This is a genomic window from Lysobacter dokdonensis DS-58 (assembly GCF_000770795.1).
Taxonomy (GTDB): domain Bacteria; phylum Pseudomonadota; class Gammaproteobacteria; order Xanthomonadales; family Xanthomonadaceae; genus Noviluteimonas; species Noviluteimonas dokdonensis.
In genome coordinates this window covers 499,896-517,579 of sequence record NZ_JRKJ01000002.1, presented here as the reverse complement: position 1 = coordinate 517,579, position 17,684 = coordinate 499,896, and the positions used below count along the sequence as shown (strand labels likewise).

Sequence of the window (17,684 nt, the reverse complement as noted above, 5' to 3'; positions counted from 1 at the left end):
TCGATATTGGACTTGGCCGACCGGTCTTCGCGTTCGGTCACGAGGCCCACGGCTTCGCGAGCGAGAGCCGCACCGTGCGGACACCCGGGATGCTGCGCAGGACGCCGGGCAACGCGGCGTCGGCGCGCACGCCCTGGCCGCCGTTGATGTTCAAACGCCCGACGGCCGTCGGCGTGATCGCTTCGAGCAACATCGGCGTCGCGCCGGGCAGGTAGGGATGCAACGCGCGTTCGAACTGCGCCAATGCGTCCTTTTGCCGCAAGTCCAGTTTCACGGACAGGCGCTGCGCGAATTGGCTGCACACCTGCGAGAAGTCCCAGCACCGTTTCGCACGCAGCGAGAAGCCGCCGCTGAATTCGTCCTCGCGCAATCCGCCTTCGATCACGAGGATGCGGTCGCGCGTAAGCAGTTGCGCGAAGTTGTAATAGGCCTCGGCGAAGAACGCGCATTCGATGCGGCCGAGCCCGTCTTCGATCTGCACGAAGGCCTGGCTGTCGCCGCGCTTGCGCATGCCGATCACCTGGCCGGCGATCACGATCTGCATTTCCGGGCGCCAGCCGCGACGCTCGCTGTCGGGCATCTCGCTCCACAAACGATCCAGGTCGCTGAGGTCGTGGCCGACGAGGCCGCGCAATTCTTCGCGATACGGGTCGAGCGGATGGCCGCTGAGGTAGTGGCCGAGCGTTTCGCGTTCGCCCTGCAGTTTCTGCAGCAGCGGCCATTCGTCGGATTCGGGCAGCGAAAGATGCAGCGTCGGCGCTTCGGGCATGGCGCCGAACAAGGACACCTGGCCGGCTTCGCGTTCGCGCGCGAGCTGATCGGTCGCCTTGAGCACTTCGGGCAGTTGCAGCATCAGCGAGGCGCGGTTGCGGCCGAGCGCGTCGAGCGCGCCGGCGTTGACCAGCGCTTCGAGTGCGCGGCGATTGAGCTTGGAGCCTTCGACGCGCTTGCAGAAATCCAGCAGGTCGATGAACACGCCGTTGCGCTCGCGTTCGTCCGCGATGGCTTCGCACACGCCGCGGCCGACGCCCTTCACCGCGCCCAGGCCGTAGCGGATCGTCTTCGGGTCGATCGCTTCGAACATGTAGACCGACGCGTTGACATCCGGCGACAGCACGTCGAGCGTCAGCGTCCGCGCTTCATCGAGGAAGCCGACCACCTTGTCCGTGTTGTCCATGTCGGAGGACAACACCGCCGCCATGAACTCGGCGGGGTAGTGCACCTTCAGCCACGCGGTCTGGTAGGCGACCAGCGCATAGGCGGCCGAGTGCGACTTGTTGAAGCCGTACTCGGCGAACTTTTCCATCAGGTCGAAGATCGACGAGGCCACGCGCGCATCGACGTGGTTGGCCGCGGCGCCGGTTTCGAACTTGACGCGCTCCTTCGCCATTTCCTCGGGCTTCTTCTTGCCCATGGCGCGGCGCAGCAGGTCGGCGCCGCCGAGCGAGTAGCCCGCCAGCACCTGCGCGATCTGCATCACCTGTTCCTGGTACACGATCACGCCGTAGGTCGGCGCGAGCACGGATTCCAGCAGCGGGTGCGGGTAACTGACTTCGGCGTTGCCGTGTTTGCGATCCACCCAGTCGCGGTCCATCCCCGAGCCCAGCGGGCCGGGGCGGAAGAGCGCGGCGAGCGCGATGATGTCTTCGAACGTGTCGGGCTTGGCGCGCTTGAGCAGCTCGCGCATGCCGCGGGATTCGAACTGGAACACCGCGACCGTGTCGCCGCGTGCGAACAGTTCGTACGTGGGCCTGTCGTCGAGCGGGAGCGCGGTGATGTCCAGCGGCGCTTCGCCCGCGAGGGCGCGGCGCTTGTTGATCGCCTTCACCGCCCAATCGATGATCGTCAGCGTGCGCAGGCCGAGGAAGTCGAACTTCACCAGGCCGATCGATTCGACGTCGTCCTTGTCGAACTGCGTGACGGGATTGCGCCCACGGCCGCCTTCGTCGTGTTCGGCGAACAGCGGGCAGAAGTCGGACAACGGGCTCGGCGCGATGACCACGCCGCCAGCGTGCTTGCCGGCGTTGCGCGTCAAGTCTTCCAGGTCGCGCGCGAGCGCGAGCAGATCGCGCACGTCGTCTTCGGCCTGCATGCGCTGCATGAGTTCGACCGACGACAGCTCCGGGTTTTTCTTCGCCGCGTCCGATTCGCCGAGGGCGTCGTCGAGGCAGATGCCCAGCGTGTTCGGAATGCACTTGGCGATGCCGTCGACGAAGCCGTACGGATGCCCGAGCACGCGGCCGGTGTCGCGCACGACGGCCTTCGCGGCCATCGTGCCGTAGGTGATGATCTGGCTGACGCGGTCGCGACCGTACTTGGCGGCGACGTAGTCGATCACCTCGTCGCGGCGGTCCATGCAGAAGTCGATGTCGAAGTCGGGCATCGACACGCGTTCGGGGTTGAGGAAGCGCTCGAACAGCAGGTCGTACGGGATCGGGTCCAGGTCCGTGATGCCCAGCGCCCATGCCACCAGCGAGCCCGCGCCCGAACCGCGGCCCGGGCCGACGGGAATGCCGTGGTCCTTCGCCCAGTTGATGAAGTCCGCCACGATCAGGAAGTAACCGGGGAACCCCATCTTGATGATGACGTCGAGTTCGATCTCGAGGCGTTCGAAATACGACTCGCGCGTGTGGCCGGCGGCGATCGGCGCTTTTTCCAGGCGCTTGACCAGTCCTTCGCGCGCCTGCACGCGCATCCAGCTGTCCAGCGTTTCGTCGTCGGGCACCGGGAAGGCGGGCAGGTAGTACGTGCCCAGGCGCAATTCGAGATTGCAGCGCGTGGCGAGCGCGATGGCGTTGTCGAGCGCATCGGGGACGTCTGCGAACAACTCCGCCATCTGCTCTGATGATTTGACGTACTGCTCGGCGCTGTAGTCCTTCGGGCGCTTGGGGTCGTCGAGCACGCGGCCCGTCGCGATGCACACGCGCGCTTCGTGCGCGTCGAAGCCGTCTTCGTCGAGGAAGCGGGCGTCGTTGGTCGCGATGATCGGCAGCCCGCGGCGCGAGGCGGCATGCAAGGCGAAGGCGTTGAACGCGTCTTCGTGTTCGCGCGCGGTGCGCGTGAGTTCCAGGTGCAATCGCTCGCCGGTGAACTGTTGCCACTGCGCGAGCCATTGTTCGGCGAGTTCATGCTTGCCGGCCAGCGCGAGCCGGCCTGCTTCGCTGTTGCGGCCGGCGAGGAGGAACAACCCGGTGTTTTCTTCCTGCAACCACTGCGGACGCACGACGACGCCGTCGTTGCGATGGCCTTCCATCCATGCGCGCGTGAGCAGGCGCGAGAGGCTGAGATATCCGTCGCGATCGCGGCACAGCACGGTCAGGCGCGTGGGGGCTTCGTCGCCGTCGGCCAGCAGCAGGTCGGCGCCGGCGATGGGCTTGACGCCCGCGCCCTCGGCCGCCTTGTAGAACTTCACCAGGCCGAACAGGTTGTTCTGGTCGGTGATCGCCACCGCCGGCTGGCCGTTGGCCACGCAGCGTTTGACCAGCTCCGGGATGCGGATGGTCGAATCGACCAGCGAGTACTCGCTGTGCAGGTGGAGGTGGGCGAAGGCGGAGGCGGGCATGCCTGCTCAGTTTAGAGGAGGCATGCCGCCGGTGCTTCAGCTTCCGATACGGAAGGGCGCCTCCGCATGCCCGCGACGGCTGTAGTGGCTCGCATTGACGCGCATGTGGTGTTGCCACAGCTGGATTTCGGCCAGGCGGTCGCGGATCCACGCGGCGCGTTGCTCGTCGCCCGTGCCGGCGGCGCCGTGCTCGGTGCGATAGGCGCAGAAGTCGCGGTAGTCCTCGGCTTCGCTGGCGAAGGCCGGCCACGCCAGTTCGAGCAGCAGCACGTCGTCGAGCTTGCCGAGCAGCGGTTCGCGGTCGGGGATCAGGTCTTCGTCCTGGTCGAGGTAGCCGATCAGCTTGGCGAGCCGCGCACGGAGCGCATCCGGCGGGTCCCAGCAGTCGTCGTCGAGCATGTGGCGCAGCTCGTCGATGCGGCGCAGGCGGCGGTCGAGCACGTCCTGCGCGGCCTGGGCGGGCATGGAGGCCAGCCAGACGCACAGGTTGCGCACGCGGTCGGCGTCGACGCGCACCGCGTCGGGGTAGAGCTCGTGGAGCAGGGCATCGAACTGGACGACCGCCTCGGGGCGGATCACGGGCCCGGCATCGGATTCGGCGCCGAAGGACATCGGCAGCGGATCGTCGGTGATGGTGGGGGCGGAAAGACGCATGGCGCACCTCCCTTTAAGGAAACGGCGGCCTGGGCAGCGATTTTCCGGGCCCCGTTCCGGATTGGATGCACTTGGAGTCTGCGCCGTTGCAACGGCGAATGTCCAAGGCTTGAAGTCGGGGTGCCGAACGTCCCGACCGGCGGTAGCCGGGATGCGCGGGTTTGCGCGTTGGGCCAGACGATGCAGGACTCCATCCGCGACCCCGGGCAGGTTTACCGCTTCGACGATGTCGAGGTCCGCGCGCGCCCGATCGGCGTGCGGCGCGGCGACCGTGTCATCGGCGTGGAACCGAAAGCCCACGCCGTCCTCCTGCAATTGCTCTCGCATGCGGGCGAGGCCATCGAGCGCGAGCGGCTGCTCGACACCGTCTGGGGCCACCGCCACGTCACGCCGAGCGTGCTGAACCGCATCGTCGCGCAGTTGCGGCGTGCGCTCGGCGACGATGCCTCCAACCCGCGGTATATCCAGACGCTGCACGGGCGCGGGTACCGGTTCATGGTGCAGCCCGAGAAAGTCGCGGACGGCCATGACGGCGCGGGCGAGCAGGACAACGTCGAGGACGCGACGTCGCATTGATCACCGCCGGTCGGCCGGCCGCGGCAGGTTGTCGCACGCGACGATGAGTGCATTGACCAGGCTTTCCACGAGCGCGAGCAACTGTTCGTGTTGCCGTTGGTCGTTTTCGCGCGCGTACATCGCGCGCTCGACGTGCATCACCGCGTGGTCGCCGGCGTGGAACCGGCTTGCGTGATTGATTTCGAACGGTTTCATGGCGGGTGTTCCTGCGTCGTTGAACGGGGACCGGATGCTCGCGCCCGGGACGCGCGGAGTCTTGATGGAACGCTGCGGAATCGCTGCGGATTTCGTTGGGAAGCGCGCCGATGAGCGACGCGGCGGTCTATCGCTTCGATTCCGGCGAGCTCGACGGTGCGCGGCACCGCCTGCGCATCGGCGGGCAGGCGGTCGAACTCGAGCCCAAGGCCTTCGCCGTACTGGAAGACCTGCTCGCGCACGCAGGCACGCTGCGGAGTCGCGACGACTTGCTCGACGCGGTGTGGGGCCATCGGCATGTCACGCCCGCCGTGCTCAATCGTTGCATCGGCCAGGTCCGCAAGGCGCTCGGCGACCATGCCGAATCGCCGCGCTACATCCAGACGGTCCATACGCTCGGTTATCGCTTCATAGCGCCGGTCGAGGTGGTGCCCGAAGCGGCCGCAACGGACGCCTCCGACGTTCCACGAAAGCGCAGGATCGGCTGGATGGTCGCGGCCGCGATCGCCGGTGTCGCTCTCGTCGCAGTCGTCGCATGGCGTTCGCGCGATGGCGCGTCCGCGCCCGGCGAGGTCGTCGCGCGTGCGCCGACGCAGGTGGTGCTCGTCCGCTTCGCGATCCCACCGCAAGCGGCGGGAATTGCGCCGCAGGTGCGTGCGCTGGAAGCCAGCGTCCTGCAGCGGTTGCGGATGCTGCCGGGGTTGCGCGTGGAGCGGGGCCTGGCGCGCGACGACGCGATCGTGCTCGCCGGCGATGTCGTCGGACCCGCGCCGGACTGGCGGCTGCGGATTCGCGTGCGCCATGCCGCCACGCCGTTCGAACGCGCCTATCCGCTGCAATTGGCGACGCTCGGCGAGACGGCCATCGGCGTGCAGACGGATGTCGCGCGCCTGGTGCGTCCCGACAGCGCGACGTTGCTCGCACCCGGCGGCGCGCTCGACGCGGGCGAGTCGATCCGCAGCGGACTGCGCGCACGCGCCGGCCTGAAGCAACGCGACCGCGACGATGCGATCATCGCGTTCCAGCGCGCGCTGCAGATCGATCCGACGAATGCCGACGCGTGGTGCCACCTCGGCGGCATGCACTTGCTGCGGGTGAGCGAAAACCTGGCGAGCAAGGACACGGTCATTCCCGCCGCCAGCGAAGCGATCGAGCGCGGCTTGCGCCTGGACCCCGCCTCATCGGCCTGCCTTGTGCAACAAGGCGAGTTGCTGCGCCTGCGCGAACGCTTCGATGAAGCCGAGCGCGCGTATCGCCGCGCGCTCGCGCTGGAGCCGACGCTCATGGAGCCGCGGCTCGCGCTGGTGATGATGGACGGCGACCGCGGCCATTACGCGCGCGTGCGCGACGGGCTCGAACGCATCGTGAGCGAACATCCGGAAAAGGGCTGGCCGCATTGCGAATTGATCGGCGCCTACGAAGCGACGGGCGAACCCGACAAGGCCCGCGCGTTCGAAGCGACGGTCTATGCACGCCATCCGCGATTGCGCGACGTCAATTGGTATTCGCCGTCGGTGGACATGATGTACGGGCGGCCGGCCGCGGGCATTCGTCGATACCAGCAGATCGCCGCGATCGATCCCGACGACCACAGCTACTCGCTCGTCACCGCGTACGTCGCGGCGTGGCTCGGCGACACCGCATTGGCGAAGGCGGAACTCGATCGCGCCGGCGTCCTCGACACCAGCCACTACCTCCAGGCGCATGCGTGGTTGTTCTTCGCGCTCGGCGATCCGGAAGGCGCGTCGACGTGGTTGCGTTCGGCGCAAGTGTCGCCGTCCCTCGCGCTGTACCAGCGCGCTTTGCAGGCGCAAAGCCTGGCGTTGGCCGGGCACCGCGACGCCGCGTTGCGCGAGTACGCACGCGTGTACGAAGGCGGTTGGCGCGACGACGATCCCGTCGAGCACTCCGGGGCGGGGCCGGGTTACGCCTCGCATCTGCTGAACTACGCGGCGCTACTTCCGCCGGGCCCGACGCGCACCGATGCGATCGCCTCGGCGGCACGCCACCTGGCGAACAAGCGCGCCAACGGCCTGGGGTTGCCGTGGGTCGACTACCAGGCCGCGCAGATCGCGGTGATGCAGGGCGACCGCGCGGCGGCGATGGCCGCGCTCGATCGCGCCATCGATGCCGGCTACACCGACGTGTTGTCGCTCTATCGCGACTTGCCGTGGCGGATGCTCGACGACGATCCGGCGTTCGAACAACGCAAGGCGCGACTGGCCGCCATCGCGCAGGCGCAACGACGGTTGCTGACAGGCGATGGCGCCGATACGGCGTCGGTCGTAGCGCGCTAGTCCTCTAGTGTGGGCTCCGGCTGGAAGCCCTCATCGGCCAGGATGCGCGCAAGCCCGTTGCCGTCGAGCGCATCGCCCAACGGAATGGTGGCAAGGACGACAGCATGTTCGCGCACCGCCTTGCGCAGTCCTTCGCGCCATGCATAGCGGACGAGGCCGTCGAGGTCATCGATGCCCTGGCTGCGCGCGATGGCGCCGTTGGTGAGCGTCGACCAGCACGCACGCACCGGCGGGACCGACCGCGCCGCACGCGCGGCGGCAACGTCGCCCGCGATCCACGCATCCGACAGCGCCTGCGCCGCGGGCCACCAGGCGTCGACGCGCGTCATTGTCTCCGACAGGCACCCGATGTCGGCATCGCGCGGCACGTCGAAGCTTCGCACCGTTTTGCGCGCATCGTCGATCGGCAGGCGCGCGTGAGCGTCGATCACGGGGACGCGGTGGGCCTTCGCGGCGACGCGGAGGAGGGACTGGAGATCGTCCTCGACGGAAAGCCCGTGCGCATCGAGGCCCGCCTGGTACAACTCGAACGCCGCATACATCGGGCGCTGGCGGTCCAGGTCGTCGCTGCGCCCATAGCGCATCTTCACTTCGATCCAGTGCGCGAGCACGTCCGCGGGAAGCACGTCTTGCAGCCGCGCGTCGCCGGCGTTGAAACGGACTTTGCGAATCGCCGGATACAACGTCATCGCGCGGAAGAGCCCGACGTTGTCGCCGACCACGAGCCCCTGGCGACCGAGCACCGCGCCCGACTCGGCGACTCGCCGGCTGATCGCATCGCCGTGGAACTTCGTGCCCTTGCGCACGACGCCCAGATCGCCGACGACCCACACGGTCTTGTCGCCGCGCACGTATTTCCACATCGGCGGCCCGGCGGACGCGCGGATCTCGACGGTCGATAACTCCGCGGGCGTGAGGGGGTCTCCCGCCACGGCTGTGGTGGCGACCAAAGCGAGCGACAAAGTAAGGAGCCGTCGGATCATGGCGCGTCCAGCAGACGTAATTGGGGCATTCAGACAAGCAAACGCGTTGCAGGTTCCACCAGCGCGCTCGCCGTTCCTCCGCCTGTAGCGGCGAGCGGGAACATACGAGGGGCACCCGGGCCGTGTCTGTCAGGCCACGTCCATGATTTCCAGTGTTTTATCGCCCGGCTCGTCGCGAGGGAGCTTCGGGGCGTCGCAGAAATTTCGTTCGCGTCAATCTTCGACGATTGCTTCCGCCACTTCGACCGGCAGCAACGTCCCCTGCAGCGCATCGCGCACGGGCGTGAAACTGCGGCGGTGTTGCGGGCACGGCCCGTGTTCCCGCAGGGCCGCGAGGTGTTGCGGCGTGGAGTAGCCCTTGTGTTCGTCGAAGCGGTACTGCGGCCATTGGCGGTGCAGTTCGACCATGTGGCGGTCGCGCGTCACCTTCGCGAGGATCGAGGCGGCCATGATCGCGCGGTCGCTCGCGTCGCCGCCGACCAGCGCCTGCGCGCGGCACGACAGGCCCTTGGGGATCGCGTTGCCGTCGATGCGCGCGTATTCGCACGCGTGCAGCACGCCGTCCACCGCCAGGCGCATGCCGAGCATCGTCGCGTGGTAGATGTTGAGGCGGTCGATGTCGTCGACTTCGATGCTGACGATCTTGAAGGCGACCGCGCGCTCGACGATGCGCACGTAGAGTTCTTCGCGGCGCTGCGCGTTGAGTTGCTTCGAATCGGCCAGCCCGTTGATCGGCGTGCGTCCGGGCTGGAAGACGACCGCGGCCACGACCACCGGGCCCGCGAGCGGCCCGCGCCCGGCTTCATCCACGCCGGCGAAGCGCGCGGCCGGGGCGGTGGGATCGGTGGTGGCGGGTTCGAACGACATCGGCGCGGATCGTGCGATGGGCCGACGCATTCACGCAAGCAGTTCGGCGATGGCCTCGGCCGCGCGGGCCGAGGCGCCGCGGCGCAATGCGAGGTGGAGTTCCCGGAAGCGGGCCTGCAGCACGAGTCCCGGCTCCGGCGTGGAGAGCAGCGGGTGCAGGGCTTCGGCGAGTTTGTCGGGCGTGCAGTCGTCCTGCAGCAGTTCGGGCACCAGCGATTCGCCGGCCAGCACGTTGGGCAGGGAGACGTGTTTGACCTTCAGCAACCCGAACGCGCGGACGATGGCGTGCGTCAGCGGCGAGAGCTTGTAGGCCACCACCATCGGGCGCTTGCACAGCATCGCTTCGAGCGCGGCGGTGCCCGAGGCGAGCAGGACGGCGTCGCCGGCGATCATCGCGCGCTGCGCCTGGCCGTCGAGCACCGTGACGTTTGCAAGGTCGGCGGGCAGCGCGGCTTCGATCGCGCGCCGGCAGGCGGCGTTGGCCGCGGGCACGACGACATGCAGGCCGGGCAGTTCCTGCGACAGGCGCGCGGCTGCGGCGAAGAAGATCCCCGCGAGCCGGTGGATTTCGCCCATGCGCGAACCGGGCAGCACCGCGAGCACGCGCGCGCCCTGCGGGATACCCAATGCCTCGCGCGCGGCGTTGCGATCGGGTTCGAGCGGCAATGCATCGGCGAGTGGATGCCCGATGTAGCGCGCGTCCACGCCATGTTGCGCGTAGATCGCCGGTTCCATCGGGAACAGACACAGCACCCGATCGGCGCTCTGGCCGATCTTCGCCGCGCGCGACTGGCGCCAGGCCCACAGCGACGGGCTGACGTCGTGCACCGTGCGTACGCCGCGTTGCTTCAACCACTTCTCCACGCCGAGGGTGAAGTCCGGCGCGTCGATGCCGATGAATACGTCGGGCTTCCAATCCAGCATGCGTTCGCGCAATTGGCGACGCACGCGGAGCAGGCGCGGCAGGTGCGCGATCACTTCGGCCAGGCCGAAGACCGCGAGTTCGGAGGCGTCATGCCAGGCGTCGAAGCCGGCGGCGCGCATGTTGTCGCCACCGATGCCGGCGAATTGCGCGTCGGGGAAGCGTGCGCGCAAGGACTCGATCAGGCCTGCGCCGAGTTGGTCGCCGGAGGTTTCCCCCGCGACCAGGCCGATGCGGAGGGGACGCGCGCCCATGCGTCAGCGCAGCAGGTGCCGTTCGCCGCGGCCGATGAACTCGACCATCGCGCGCACGTCGTCGCTGTCGCTCGCCATTTCGCGCAGTTGCTCGAGCGCTTCCTCGAGCTTGGCGCCGGAAACGTAGAGCGTGCGGTACGCGCGCTTGATCGCCGAGACGCGCGCGGCGTCGAAACCGCGACGCTTCAAGCCTTCGCTGTTGATCCCGCGCGGGCGGCCGTAACTGTCCTGCGCGACCATCAGGAACGGCGGCACGTCCCCGTTGACGAACGCGCCCATGCCGATGAACGCGTGGTCGCCGATGCGGCAGAACTGGTGCACGCCGACGAAGCCGCTGAGGATCACCTGGTTGCCGACCTCGACGTGGCCGGCGAGCGTGGCGTTGTTCGAGAACACGCAGCCGTCGCCGATGATGCAATCGTGCGCGACGTGCACGTACGCGAGCAGCCAGTTGCCGTTGCCGATGCGCGTGACGCTGGTGCCCGTGCCCGTGCCGCGGCTGATGGTGACGAACTCGCGCACGACGTTGCCATCGCCGATCACCAGTTCCGTGCGCTCGCCGGCGAACTTCTTGTCCTGCGGGTCGCCGCCGATGGCCGCGTGCCCGTGGAAATGATTGCCCGTGCCGATCTTCGTCGGCCCGGTGATCGTGCAATGCGGGCCGACGATGGTGCCGTCGCCGATTTCGACATCCGCGCCGATGACGCAGAACGGGCCGATGCGCACGTCCGCGCCGATGCGCGCGCCCGGGTCGACGACCGCGGTGGCATGCACCTGCGCCGTCATGGGCTCAGCCCTTCACCTCTGCGCAGAGGATCTCGGCGCAGGCGACCTGTTCGCCGTCCACGCGCGCGATGCCCTGGTACAGCGCCATGTTGCGGATCGTGCGCTTGAGTTCGACGTGCAGCTCCAGGCGATCGCCCGGCACCACCATGCGGCTGAACTTCGCGTTGTCGATCTTCACCAGGTAGAACAGCTTGTCCGTCGCCGCGGCCGCGTGCGAGAGCTGCGTCAGGATGCCGCCGGCCTGCGCCAGCGCTTCGATGACGAGCACGCCCGGCATCACCGGATGGCCGGGGAAATGGCCGTTGAAGAAGGGCTCGTTGATCGTGACGTTCTTGATGCCGAGGACGCGCTTGTTCGCCTCGAACTCCGTCACGCGATCGACCAGCAGGAACGGATAGCGATGCGGCAGCAAATGCTGGATGGCCACCACGTCGAGGGGGAGTTGCACGTCCATCGTCTTCAATCCTTGTCCGGGGCCGCCACGCGGCGGGCCAGTGCATCGAGTTGCTTGAACCGCGCGGCGCTCTTGCGCCAGCTGCGATTGTCCATGATCGGCGTGCCCGAGGAGTACTCGCCCGGTTCGCGGATCGAATGGGTGACCAGGCTCATCGCGGTGACGATGACCCGGTCGCACAGTTCCAGGTGCCCGAGGATGCCTGCGCCGCCGCCCACGAGGCAGTAGCGGCCGATCTTCGCGCTCCCCGCGACCGCGGCACAGCCGGCCATCGCGGTGTGCGCGCCGATCACGACGTTGTGGCCGATCTGGATCTGGTTGTCGAGGCGCACGTCGTCTTCGAGGATCGTGTCTTCGAGCGCACCGCGGTCGATGGTGGTGTTGGCGCCGATTTCGCAATCGTCGCCGATCACCACGCCACCCAGCTGCGGCACCTTGAGCCAGCGGCCGGCGTCCATCGCCAGGCCGAAGCCATCGGCGCCCAGCACCGCGCCAGGATGCACGCGCACGCGTTTGCCCAGGCGGACGCGCGTGACGAGCGTGACGCGCGCGATGAGTTCGCTGCCTTCGCCGACGACGCAATCCTCGCCGACGATGCACCCCGGGCCGAGCGTCGCGCCTGCGTCGACGATGCTGCGTGCACCGATGACGACGTGCGGGCCGATGTGCGCCGACGGATCTACCGTCGCGCTCGCATCGACCACCGCGGTGGGATGGATTCCCGGCGTGATGTGCGGGACGGGTTCGAACAACGCGGAAATGCGCGCGAACGCGGAGTAGGGGTCGCGTGCGATCAGCGCGGTGCCATCGAAACCTTCCGCGTCATCGGCGCGCATGACGACGACGCCGCATTGCGACGCCGCCAGTTGCGCGCGATACCGGGGATTGGCGAGGAAGCCGAGCGAATCTGGACGGCCGTTGGCGAGCGTCGAGACGCCGCGAACGATGCGTTGCGCATCGCCCGCGACCTCGAGCCCGAACTTCGCCGCCAGGTCCGCTGCGGAAAACGCCGGGGCGCCCATGGCATCGTGCTCCGTGGGCGCCGCGGTCAGAACGACCCGCCGAAGGTGAACTGCAGGCGCTCGGTGTCGTCGCCCGGGAAGAACGTCGACGGATCGGCGTCCTGCGTGCGCAGCGGGATCGCATAGCTGATCGACAGCGGGCCCATGGGCGAGCGCCACAGCAGCGCGACGCCGGCCGATGCGCGCAGTTCGCTGGCATCGAAGGAGTCGAAGTCGGCGAAGACGTTACCCCAGTCGAGGAACGCCGAAACGCGCGCGGCCGGGGAATCGAACAGCTTCGGGAACACCAGCTCCACCGTGCCCACCGTCTTCAATGCGCCACCGATGGGCTGCGACTGGAAGCCGTTGAACTCGCGCGGGCCCAGCGAGTTGTCGACGAAGCCGCGGACGCGGCCCGACGAGGTGATGCCGCCGGCGTAGAAGCGTTCGAAGAAGGGCAGGCCGTCGGAGTTGACCGTGCGCAGGAAGTCGTCCGACGCGGTGGTGCAGGGCACCGTCATGTCGTGGCACAGGTCGCGGTAGGTGACATCGCCGTAGTTGTCGCCGTAGCCGATGTTCACCGCGGTGAGCAGGATCAGCGACTGGCTGAGCGGGAAGTAGCGCGAGTACTGGTACTCGGCCTTCCAGTACTCGGCCGTCGAACCGGGCATCGCGATTTCCACGCTCGCGCGGTGGTAGCTGCCCACCGACGGCATGAAGTAGTCGTTGCGCGTGTCGCGCGCGTAACCGAACTGCGTGCGCCAGGCATGGAACGTGCGCTGGCCGACGGCGGTGATGTAGTCATAGATCGACAGCGGCGTGCTGGCCGAGAGCAGGATCTCGTTGGTGTCGATGCCCACCAGCGCCGAGACGGTGTCGTACTCGGTGATCGGCAGGCCGAGGAAGACCTGGCCGGCGCCGCTGTTGGTGGAGTAGTTCGCCACGCCGTAGTCGCTGTAGTCGAACTCGCGCCACCACAGGTTGTAGCCCAGCGACATGCCTTCGTCGGTGAAGTACGGGTTGGTGAACGAGAAGTCGTAGCGCTTCTGGTAGCTGCTCTGCTGCGCGGCGATCGACACGCGGTTGCCGCTGCCGAGGAAGTTGTTTTCCTGCAGCTGCACCGACAGGTTGACGCCGGAGAGCTGCGAGTAACCCACGCCGAACATGAAGCTGCCCGAGGTGGTTTCCTTGACGGTGAAGGTCACGTCGACCTGGTCGTCGGTGCCGGCGACCGGCACGTTCTCGACTTCGACGGTTTCGAAGTAACCCAGGCGCTGCAGCCGCACCTTGGAGCGGTCGACCGCGGCCTGGGAATACCACGCGCCTTCGAACTGGCGCATTTCGCGGCGCAGCACTTCGTCGGCGGTGCGCGTGTTGCCCTTGAAGACCACGCGGCGCACGTTGACGCGCGGGCCGGGGACGACCTGGAAGTTGATGCCGACCGTCTTCTTTTCCTGGTCGACTTCCGGGATCGGGTTCACCTGCGCGAACGCGTAGCCGATGTTGGCCAGCGTGGCGACGATGGTGTCCGAGGTGTATTCGAGCAGGCGGCGGGAGAAGATCTGGCCTTCCTTGACCGGGATCATCTTCTCGACTTCGGCCAGCGGCAGGATGGTGTCGCCGGTGACCTTCACGCCGGAGATCTTGTACTGCTCGCCTTCGGTCAGGCCGGCGGTGATGTACATGTCCTGGCGGTCGGGGCTGATGGCGACCTGCGTGGAGTCGAGGCTGAAATCGACGTAACCGCGGTCGAGGTACCAGCTGGTGAGCTTCTCCATGTCGCCGGAGAGCTTCTCGCGCGAGTACTGGTCGTCGCGGCGGTACCACGAGAGCCAGTTGTGCTCGCGCGATTCCCACGAATCGGTGATCGCCTCGTCGCCGAACTTCTCGTTGCCGACCAGGTTGATGTGCTGGATCTTGGCGGCCTTGCCTTCCTTGACGTTGATCGTCACGTCGACGCGGTTGCGGTCGAGGCGCGCGACCGTGGGCGTGATCTCGACGTTGTACTTGCCGCGGTTGTTGTACTGGCGGTTGAGTTCCTGCGTGACGCGGTCGAGCGACAGGCGGTCGAAGGTTTCGCCTTCGGCCAGGCCGATGTCCTTCAGGCCCTTGGTCAGGTCGTCGGTCTTGATGTCCTTGTTGCCGGTCAACGTGAGTTTGTTGATGGCGGGACGTTCGACGACGGTAATGACGAGGATGTCGCCCTGGCGGTCCAGGCGCACGTCCTCGAAGAAGCCGGTGCCGTAGAGCGCGCGGATGGCGTCGCCGGCCAGCGAGGCGTCCAGGCGGTCGCCGCGTTCGACGGGCAGGTAGGTGAACACCGTGCCCGCGGAAATGCGCTGCAGGCCTTCGATGCGGATGTCGCTGACGGTGAAAGCAGCCGGGTCGTTCGCCGGGCCGGGCGCCGGGGCGGCATCCTGCGGGAGCGCGAACGGATTGGCTGCCTGCTGCGCCGCGGCGGGCGCGGCGATCGCCGAAGCGAGGGCAAGGGCGAGCAGGCGGCGGGAAAGGTGTCGCGTCATCGTCACGTCCGGTTGGGGGTTGGCGGCCACCGTGGCGGTGGCGGGTCTGCAGGCTGGGTGCGGGCGGCTAATGGAAGAAAACGTCGTTGAACAACGCCAACCCCATCAGGCCGACCAGCAGCGCCAGGCCCACGTACTGCCCGGCAGCCATCGTACGCTCGCTCAGAGGGCTGCCCTTGACCAATTCGATAAGGTAATACAGCAGGTGTCCCCCATCCAAGAGCGGAATGGGCAACAGGTTGAGGATCGCCAGTGAGATCGACAGGACGGCCAGAAAGTTCAGGAACCAGGCCAGTCCCAGTTCGGCCGTCGCACTCGCCGCGCGGGCGGTGGTGATCGGGCCGGAAACGTACTTCGTCGACGCATTGCCGGTGAGCATCCGGCCCATGAAGCCGATCGTGTCGCGCGCCTTGTGCCAGGTTTCGACGAAGGCCACCGGGATCGCGTCGATCGGCCCGTAGCGGCGCACCGCGTCGAACGCCGGCATCTGCCCCGATGACTTGTGGATCACGCCGATCCGCGCCACGCGCTTGCCCGTCGCCTCGTCGATGTCCATGCGCGGCGTCAGCGGGAAGGCCAGGCGGCGCGGCTCCCCGCGATCGTCCTCGCGCAACACCTCGATCATCCCCGGGCCCCCGCGCGCGGCGAGCGCCTGCACGCGCGGCGCGATGTCCGCGTAATCGGAGACCGGCTGGCCGTCGATGGCGAGGATGCGGTCGTCTTCGGCGAGCACGCCGTACGCGGGCGAACCGGCGACGATATCGTTCACGATCGGTGGTTCGAGCTGGTAGCGCGCCGTCAGGCCGACGAGCGTCGGCGCCTGCAGTTCGTCGAATCCGTCTGGCAACTTCGACAGGTCCAGCGTGCGCGTTTCGGTATCGCCGTCGGCGTCGCGCACCTGTACCGGCACGCGTGCGCGATCCAGCCCCGCCAGCGCGAGCGCGAAGCGCACGTCGGTCCATGTCTGGATGGTGCGGTCGCCGATGCGCAGGATCTGATCGCCCTTGCGGATGCCGGCTTCGGACGCAATGCCGTCCGCGGCGCCGACGACCGGCGCGTATTCCTTCAGCCCGACGACGTACGCGCCCCACAGGAAGAACACGCACAGCACGATGTTGGCGATGGGCCCCGCGGCGGCGATCGCGATGCGGCGTAACGGCGACTGGCGATTGAACGCGCGATGCAATTCGGAGGGCGCGACGTCGAACTCGCGCTCGTCGAGCATCTTGACGTAGCCGCCGAGCGGAATCGCCGCGATGGCGAACTCCGTGCCGTCCTTGTTGCGGCGCATCCACAGCGGCTTGCCGAAACCGACGGAGAAGCGCAGCACCTTGACGCCGCACCGCTTGGCCACCCAGTAGTGGCCGAATTCATGGCACGTCACGAGCACGCCGATCGCGACGATGAACCACCAAATGGGACCGATGTAATCGCTCATCTTTGCGTCTTCGATCCGTTGACGGCGGACTGCGCGAATTCGCGCGCAGCGCGGTCGGCCTCGCGCAACGCGTCCAGCGTATCGGCGGGGCCGGGGGGGAGCGCAGCCAGGGTGTCTTCGACCAGCGCCGGAATGCCAAGGAAAGCGATGCGGCCCTGAAGAAAGGCTGAAACCGCCACTTCGTTGGCCGCGTTGAGCGTGGCCGGCGCGGTGCCGCCGGCGCGCAACGCGGCGTAGGCCAGGCCCAGACAGGGGAAGGCGTCGTGGTCCGGAGGCTCGAAATCCAGGCGGCCGTGCTGCAGCAGGTCCAGGCCGCCCACGCCCGATATCACGCGCTCGGGCCACGACAGGCCCACGGCAAGCGCGGTGCGCATGTCCGGCAAGCCCAGCTGTGCGAGCGTGCTGCCATCGACGAATTCGACCAGCGAGTGCACCAGGCTCTGCGGATGCACCAGTACGTCGATGCGACCTGCATCCACCCCGAACAGGTGATGCGCCTCGATCACCTCGAGGCCCTTGTTCATCAGCGTGGCCGAGTCGACGGAGATCTTCGGGCCCATCGACCACTTCGGATGCGCGACGGCCTGGGCGGGCGTGACATCGGCGAGCGAGGCGCGCGAACGCCCGCGGAACGGCCCGCCCGAGGCGGTGAGGCAAATGCGCTTGAGCCCTTCGCGCGCGTGCGCGTCGGGCAGGCATTGGAAGATCGCGTTGTGTTCGCTGTCGATCGGCACGATGCACGCGCCGGCGTCGTTCGCGGCATGCACCAGCAGTTCGCCGGCGAGCACCAGCGACTCCTTGTTGGCGAGCAGCAGGCGTTTGCCCGCGCGCGCGGCGGCGAGCGTCGAGCGCAAGCCCGCCGCGCCGACGATGGCGGCGACAACGGTGGTGCAGGCATCGCCGTCGACGAGTGCATCGAGTGCGTCTTCGCCCGCATGCGCCTGCGTGCGCAGGCCGGCGTCGCGCAAGCCGTCGCGCAGCGCGTCGAAGCACTTCGGATCGGCGATGACCGCATGGTCCGGCTGATGCGTGCGGCACAAGGCGAGCAACGCATCCACCTGCGTCCCCGCGGCGAGCACGCTGGCGCGCATGCGCTGCGGGTGGCGCGCGATGACGTCGAGCGCGCTCGTGCCGATCGAACCGGTGGCGCCGAGGACTGCAACCTGCTGCATG

General features: G+C 68.0%; 13 protein-coding genes and 1 pseudogene. 2 read left to right on the top strand and 12 right to left on the bottom strand.

The features are described from left to right. Positions 1–37: 37 nt before the first annotated feature. The gene (dnaE, locus tag LF41_RS02810) at positions 38–3,562 is read right to left on the bottom strand and encodes a DNA polymerase III subunit alpha (RefSeq protein ID WP_036165319.1); all 3,525 of its coding nucleotides are present in this window, start codon (positions 3,560–3,562) and stop codon (positions 38–40) included. A gap of 36 nt (positions 3,563–3,598) precedes the next feature. After that, the gene (locus tag LF41_RS16870) at positions 3,599–4,216 is read right to left on the bottom strand and encodes a YkvA family protein (protein WP_036165317.1); all 618 of its coding nucleotides are present in this window, start codon (positions 4,214–4,216) and stop codon (positions 3,599–3,601) included. A 180-nt stretch (positions 4,217–4,396) separates the two neighbouring features. Between LF41_RS16870 and LF41_RS16865 the strand changes: the two genes are divergently transcribed. Continuing rightward, positions 4,397–4,792, top strand: a complete 396-nt coding sequence (locus LF41_RS16865; RefSeq protein WP_036165314.1) for a winged helix-turn-helix domain-containing protein — start codon at positions 4,397–4,399, stop codon at positions 4,790–4,792. Here the strand turns inward: LF41_RS16865 and LF41_RS02795 are convergent, their stop codons facing one another. Next, the gene (locus LF41_RS02795) at positions 4,793–4,987 is read right to left on the bottom strand and encodes a hypothetical protein (RefSeq protein WP_036165312.1); all 195 of its coding nucleotides are present in this window, start codon (positions 4,985–4,987) and stop codon (positions 4,793–4,795) included. Between the two features lie 110 nt (positions 4,988–5,097). On the opposite strand from LF41_RS02795, the gene LF41_RS02790 reads away from it, so the two are divergent. Continuing rightward, a complete protein-coding gene (locus tag LF41_RS02790; RefSeq protein ID WP_036165309.1) occupies positions 5,098–7,284 on the top strand; it encodes a winged helix-turn-helix domain-containing protein in 2,187 nt (728 codons plus the stop codon). On the opposite strand, the gene LF41_RS02785 is transcribed toward LF41_RS02790, so the two are convergent. The 9 genes and pseudogenes from LF41_RS02785 to LF41_RS02745 all read right to left on the bottom strand — a co-directional run bounded on the left by LF41_RS02785 (position 7,281) and on the right by LF41_RS02745 (position 17,683). After that, positions 7,281–8,216, bottom strand: a complete 936-nt coding sequence (locus LF41_RS02785; RefSeq protein ID WP_152599856.1) for a TraB/GumN family protein — start codon at positions 8,214–8,216, stop codon at positions 7,281–7,283. The two genes, LF41_RS02790 and LF41_RS02785, sit on opposite strands and share 4 nt — an antisense overlap. 309 nt (positions 8,217–8,525) lie before the next feature. After that, positions 8,526–9,083: pseudogene (locus tag LF41_RS02780) on the bottom strand (ribonuclease HII); the annotation flags it as partial. A gap of 81 nt (positions 9,084–9,164) precedes the next feature. Next, the gene (lpxB, locus tag LF41_RS02775; protein ID WP_052116067.1) at positions 9,165–10,310 is read right to left on the bottom strand and encodes a lipid-A-disaccharide synthase; all 1,146 of its coding nucleotides are present in this window, start codon (positions 10,308–10,310) and stop codon (positions 9,165–9,167) included. Between the two features lie 3 nt (positions 10,311–10,313). Further along, a complete protein-coding gene (gene lpxA, locus LF41_RS02770; protein WP_036165305.1) occupies positions 10,314–11,096 on the bottom strand; it encodes an acyl-ACP--UDP-N-acetylglucosamine O-acyltransferase in 783 nt (260 codons plus the stop codon). 4 nt (positions 11,097–11,100) lie between these two features. Continuing rightward, positions 11,101–11,550 (bottom strand): 3-hydroxyacyl-ACP dehydratase FabZ, encoded by a 450-nt coding sequence (gene fabZ, locus LF41_RS02765; protein WP_036165302.1) that lies wholly within the window; start codon positions 11,548–11,550, stop codon positions 11,101–11,103. A gap of 5 nt (positions 11,551–11,555) precedes the next feature. Further along, positions 11,556–12,572, bottom strand: coding sequence for a UDP-3-O-(3-hydroxymyristoyl)glucosamine N-acyltransferase (lpxD, locus tag LF41_RS02760; protein WP_036165299.1), 1,017 nt, complete (start codon positions 12,570–12,572; stop codon positions 11,556–11,558). A gap of 26 nt (positions 12,573–12,598) precedes the next feature. Beyond that, a complete protein-coding gene (gene bamA / locus LF41_RS02755; protein WP_036165297.1) occupies positions 12,599–15,073 on the bottom strand; it encodes an outer membrane protein assembly factor BamA in 2,475 nt (824 codons plus the stop codon). A gap of 67 nt (positions 15,074–15,140) precedes the next feature. After that, positions 15,141–16,511, bottom strand: coding sequence for an RIP metalloprotease RseP (gene rseP, locus LF41_RS02750; RefSeq protein WP_036165295.1), 1,371 nt, complete (start codon positions 16,509–16,511; stop codon positions 15,141–15,143). After that, positions 16,508–17,683, bottom strand: coding sequence for a 1-deoxy-D-xylulose-5-phosphate reductoisomerase (locus LF41_RS02745; RefSeq protein WP_036165293.1), 1,176 nt, complete (start codon positions 17,681–17,683; stop codon positions 16,508–16,510). Before LF41_RS02745 ends, rseP begins: the two co-directional genes overlap by 4 nt. Between the last annotated feature and the right edge of the window lies 1 nt (position 17,684).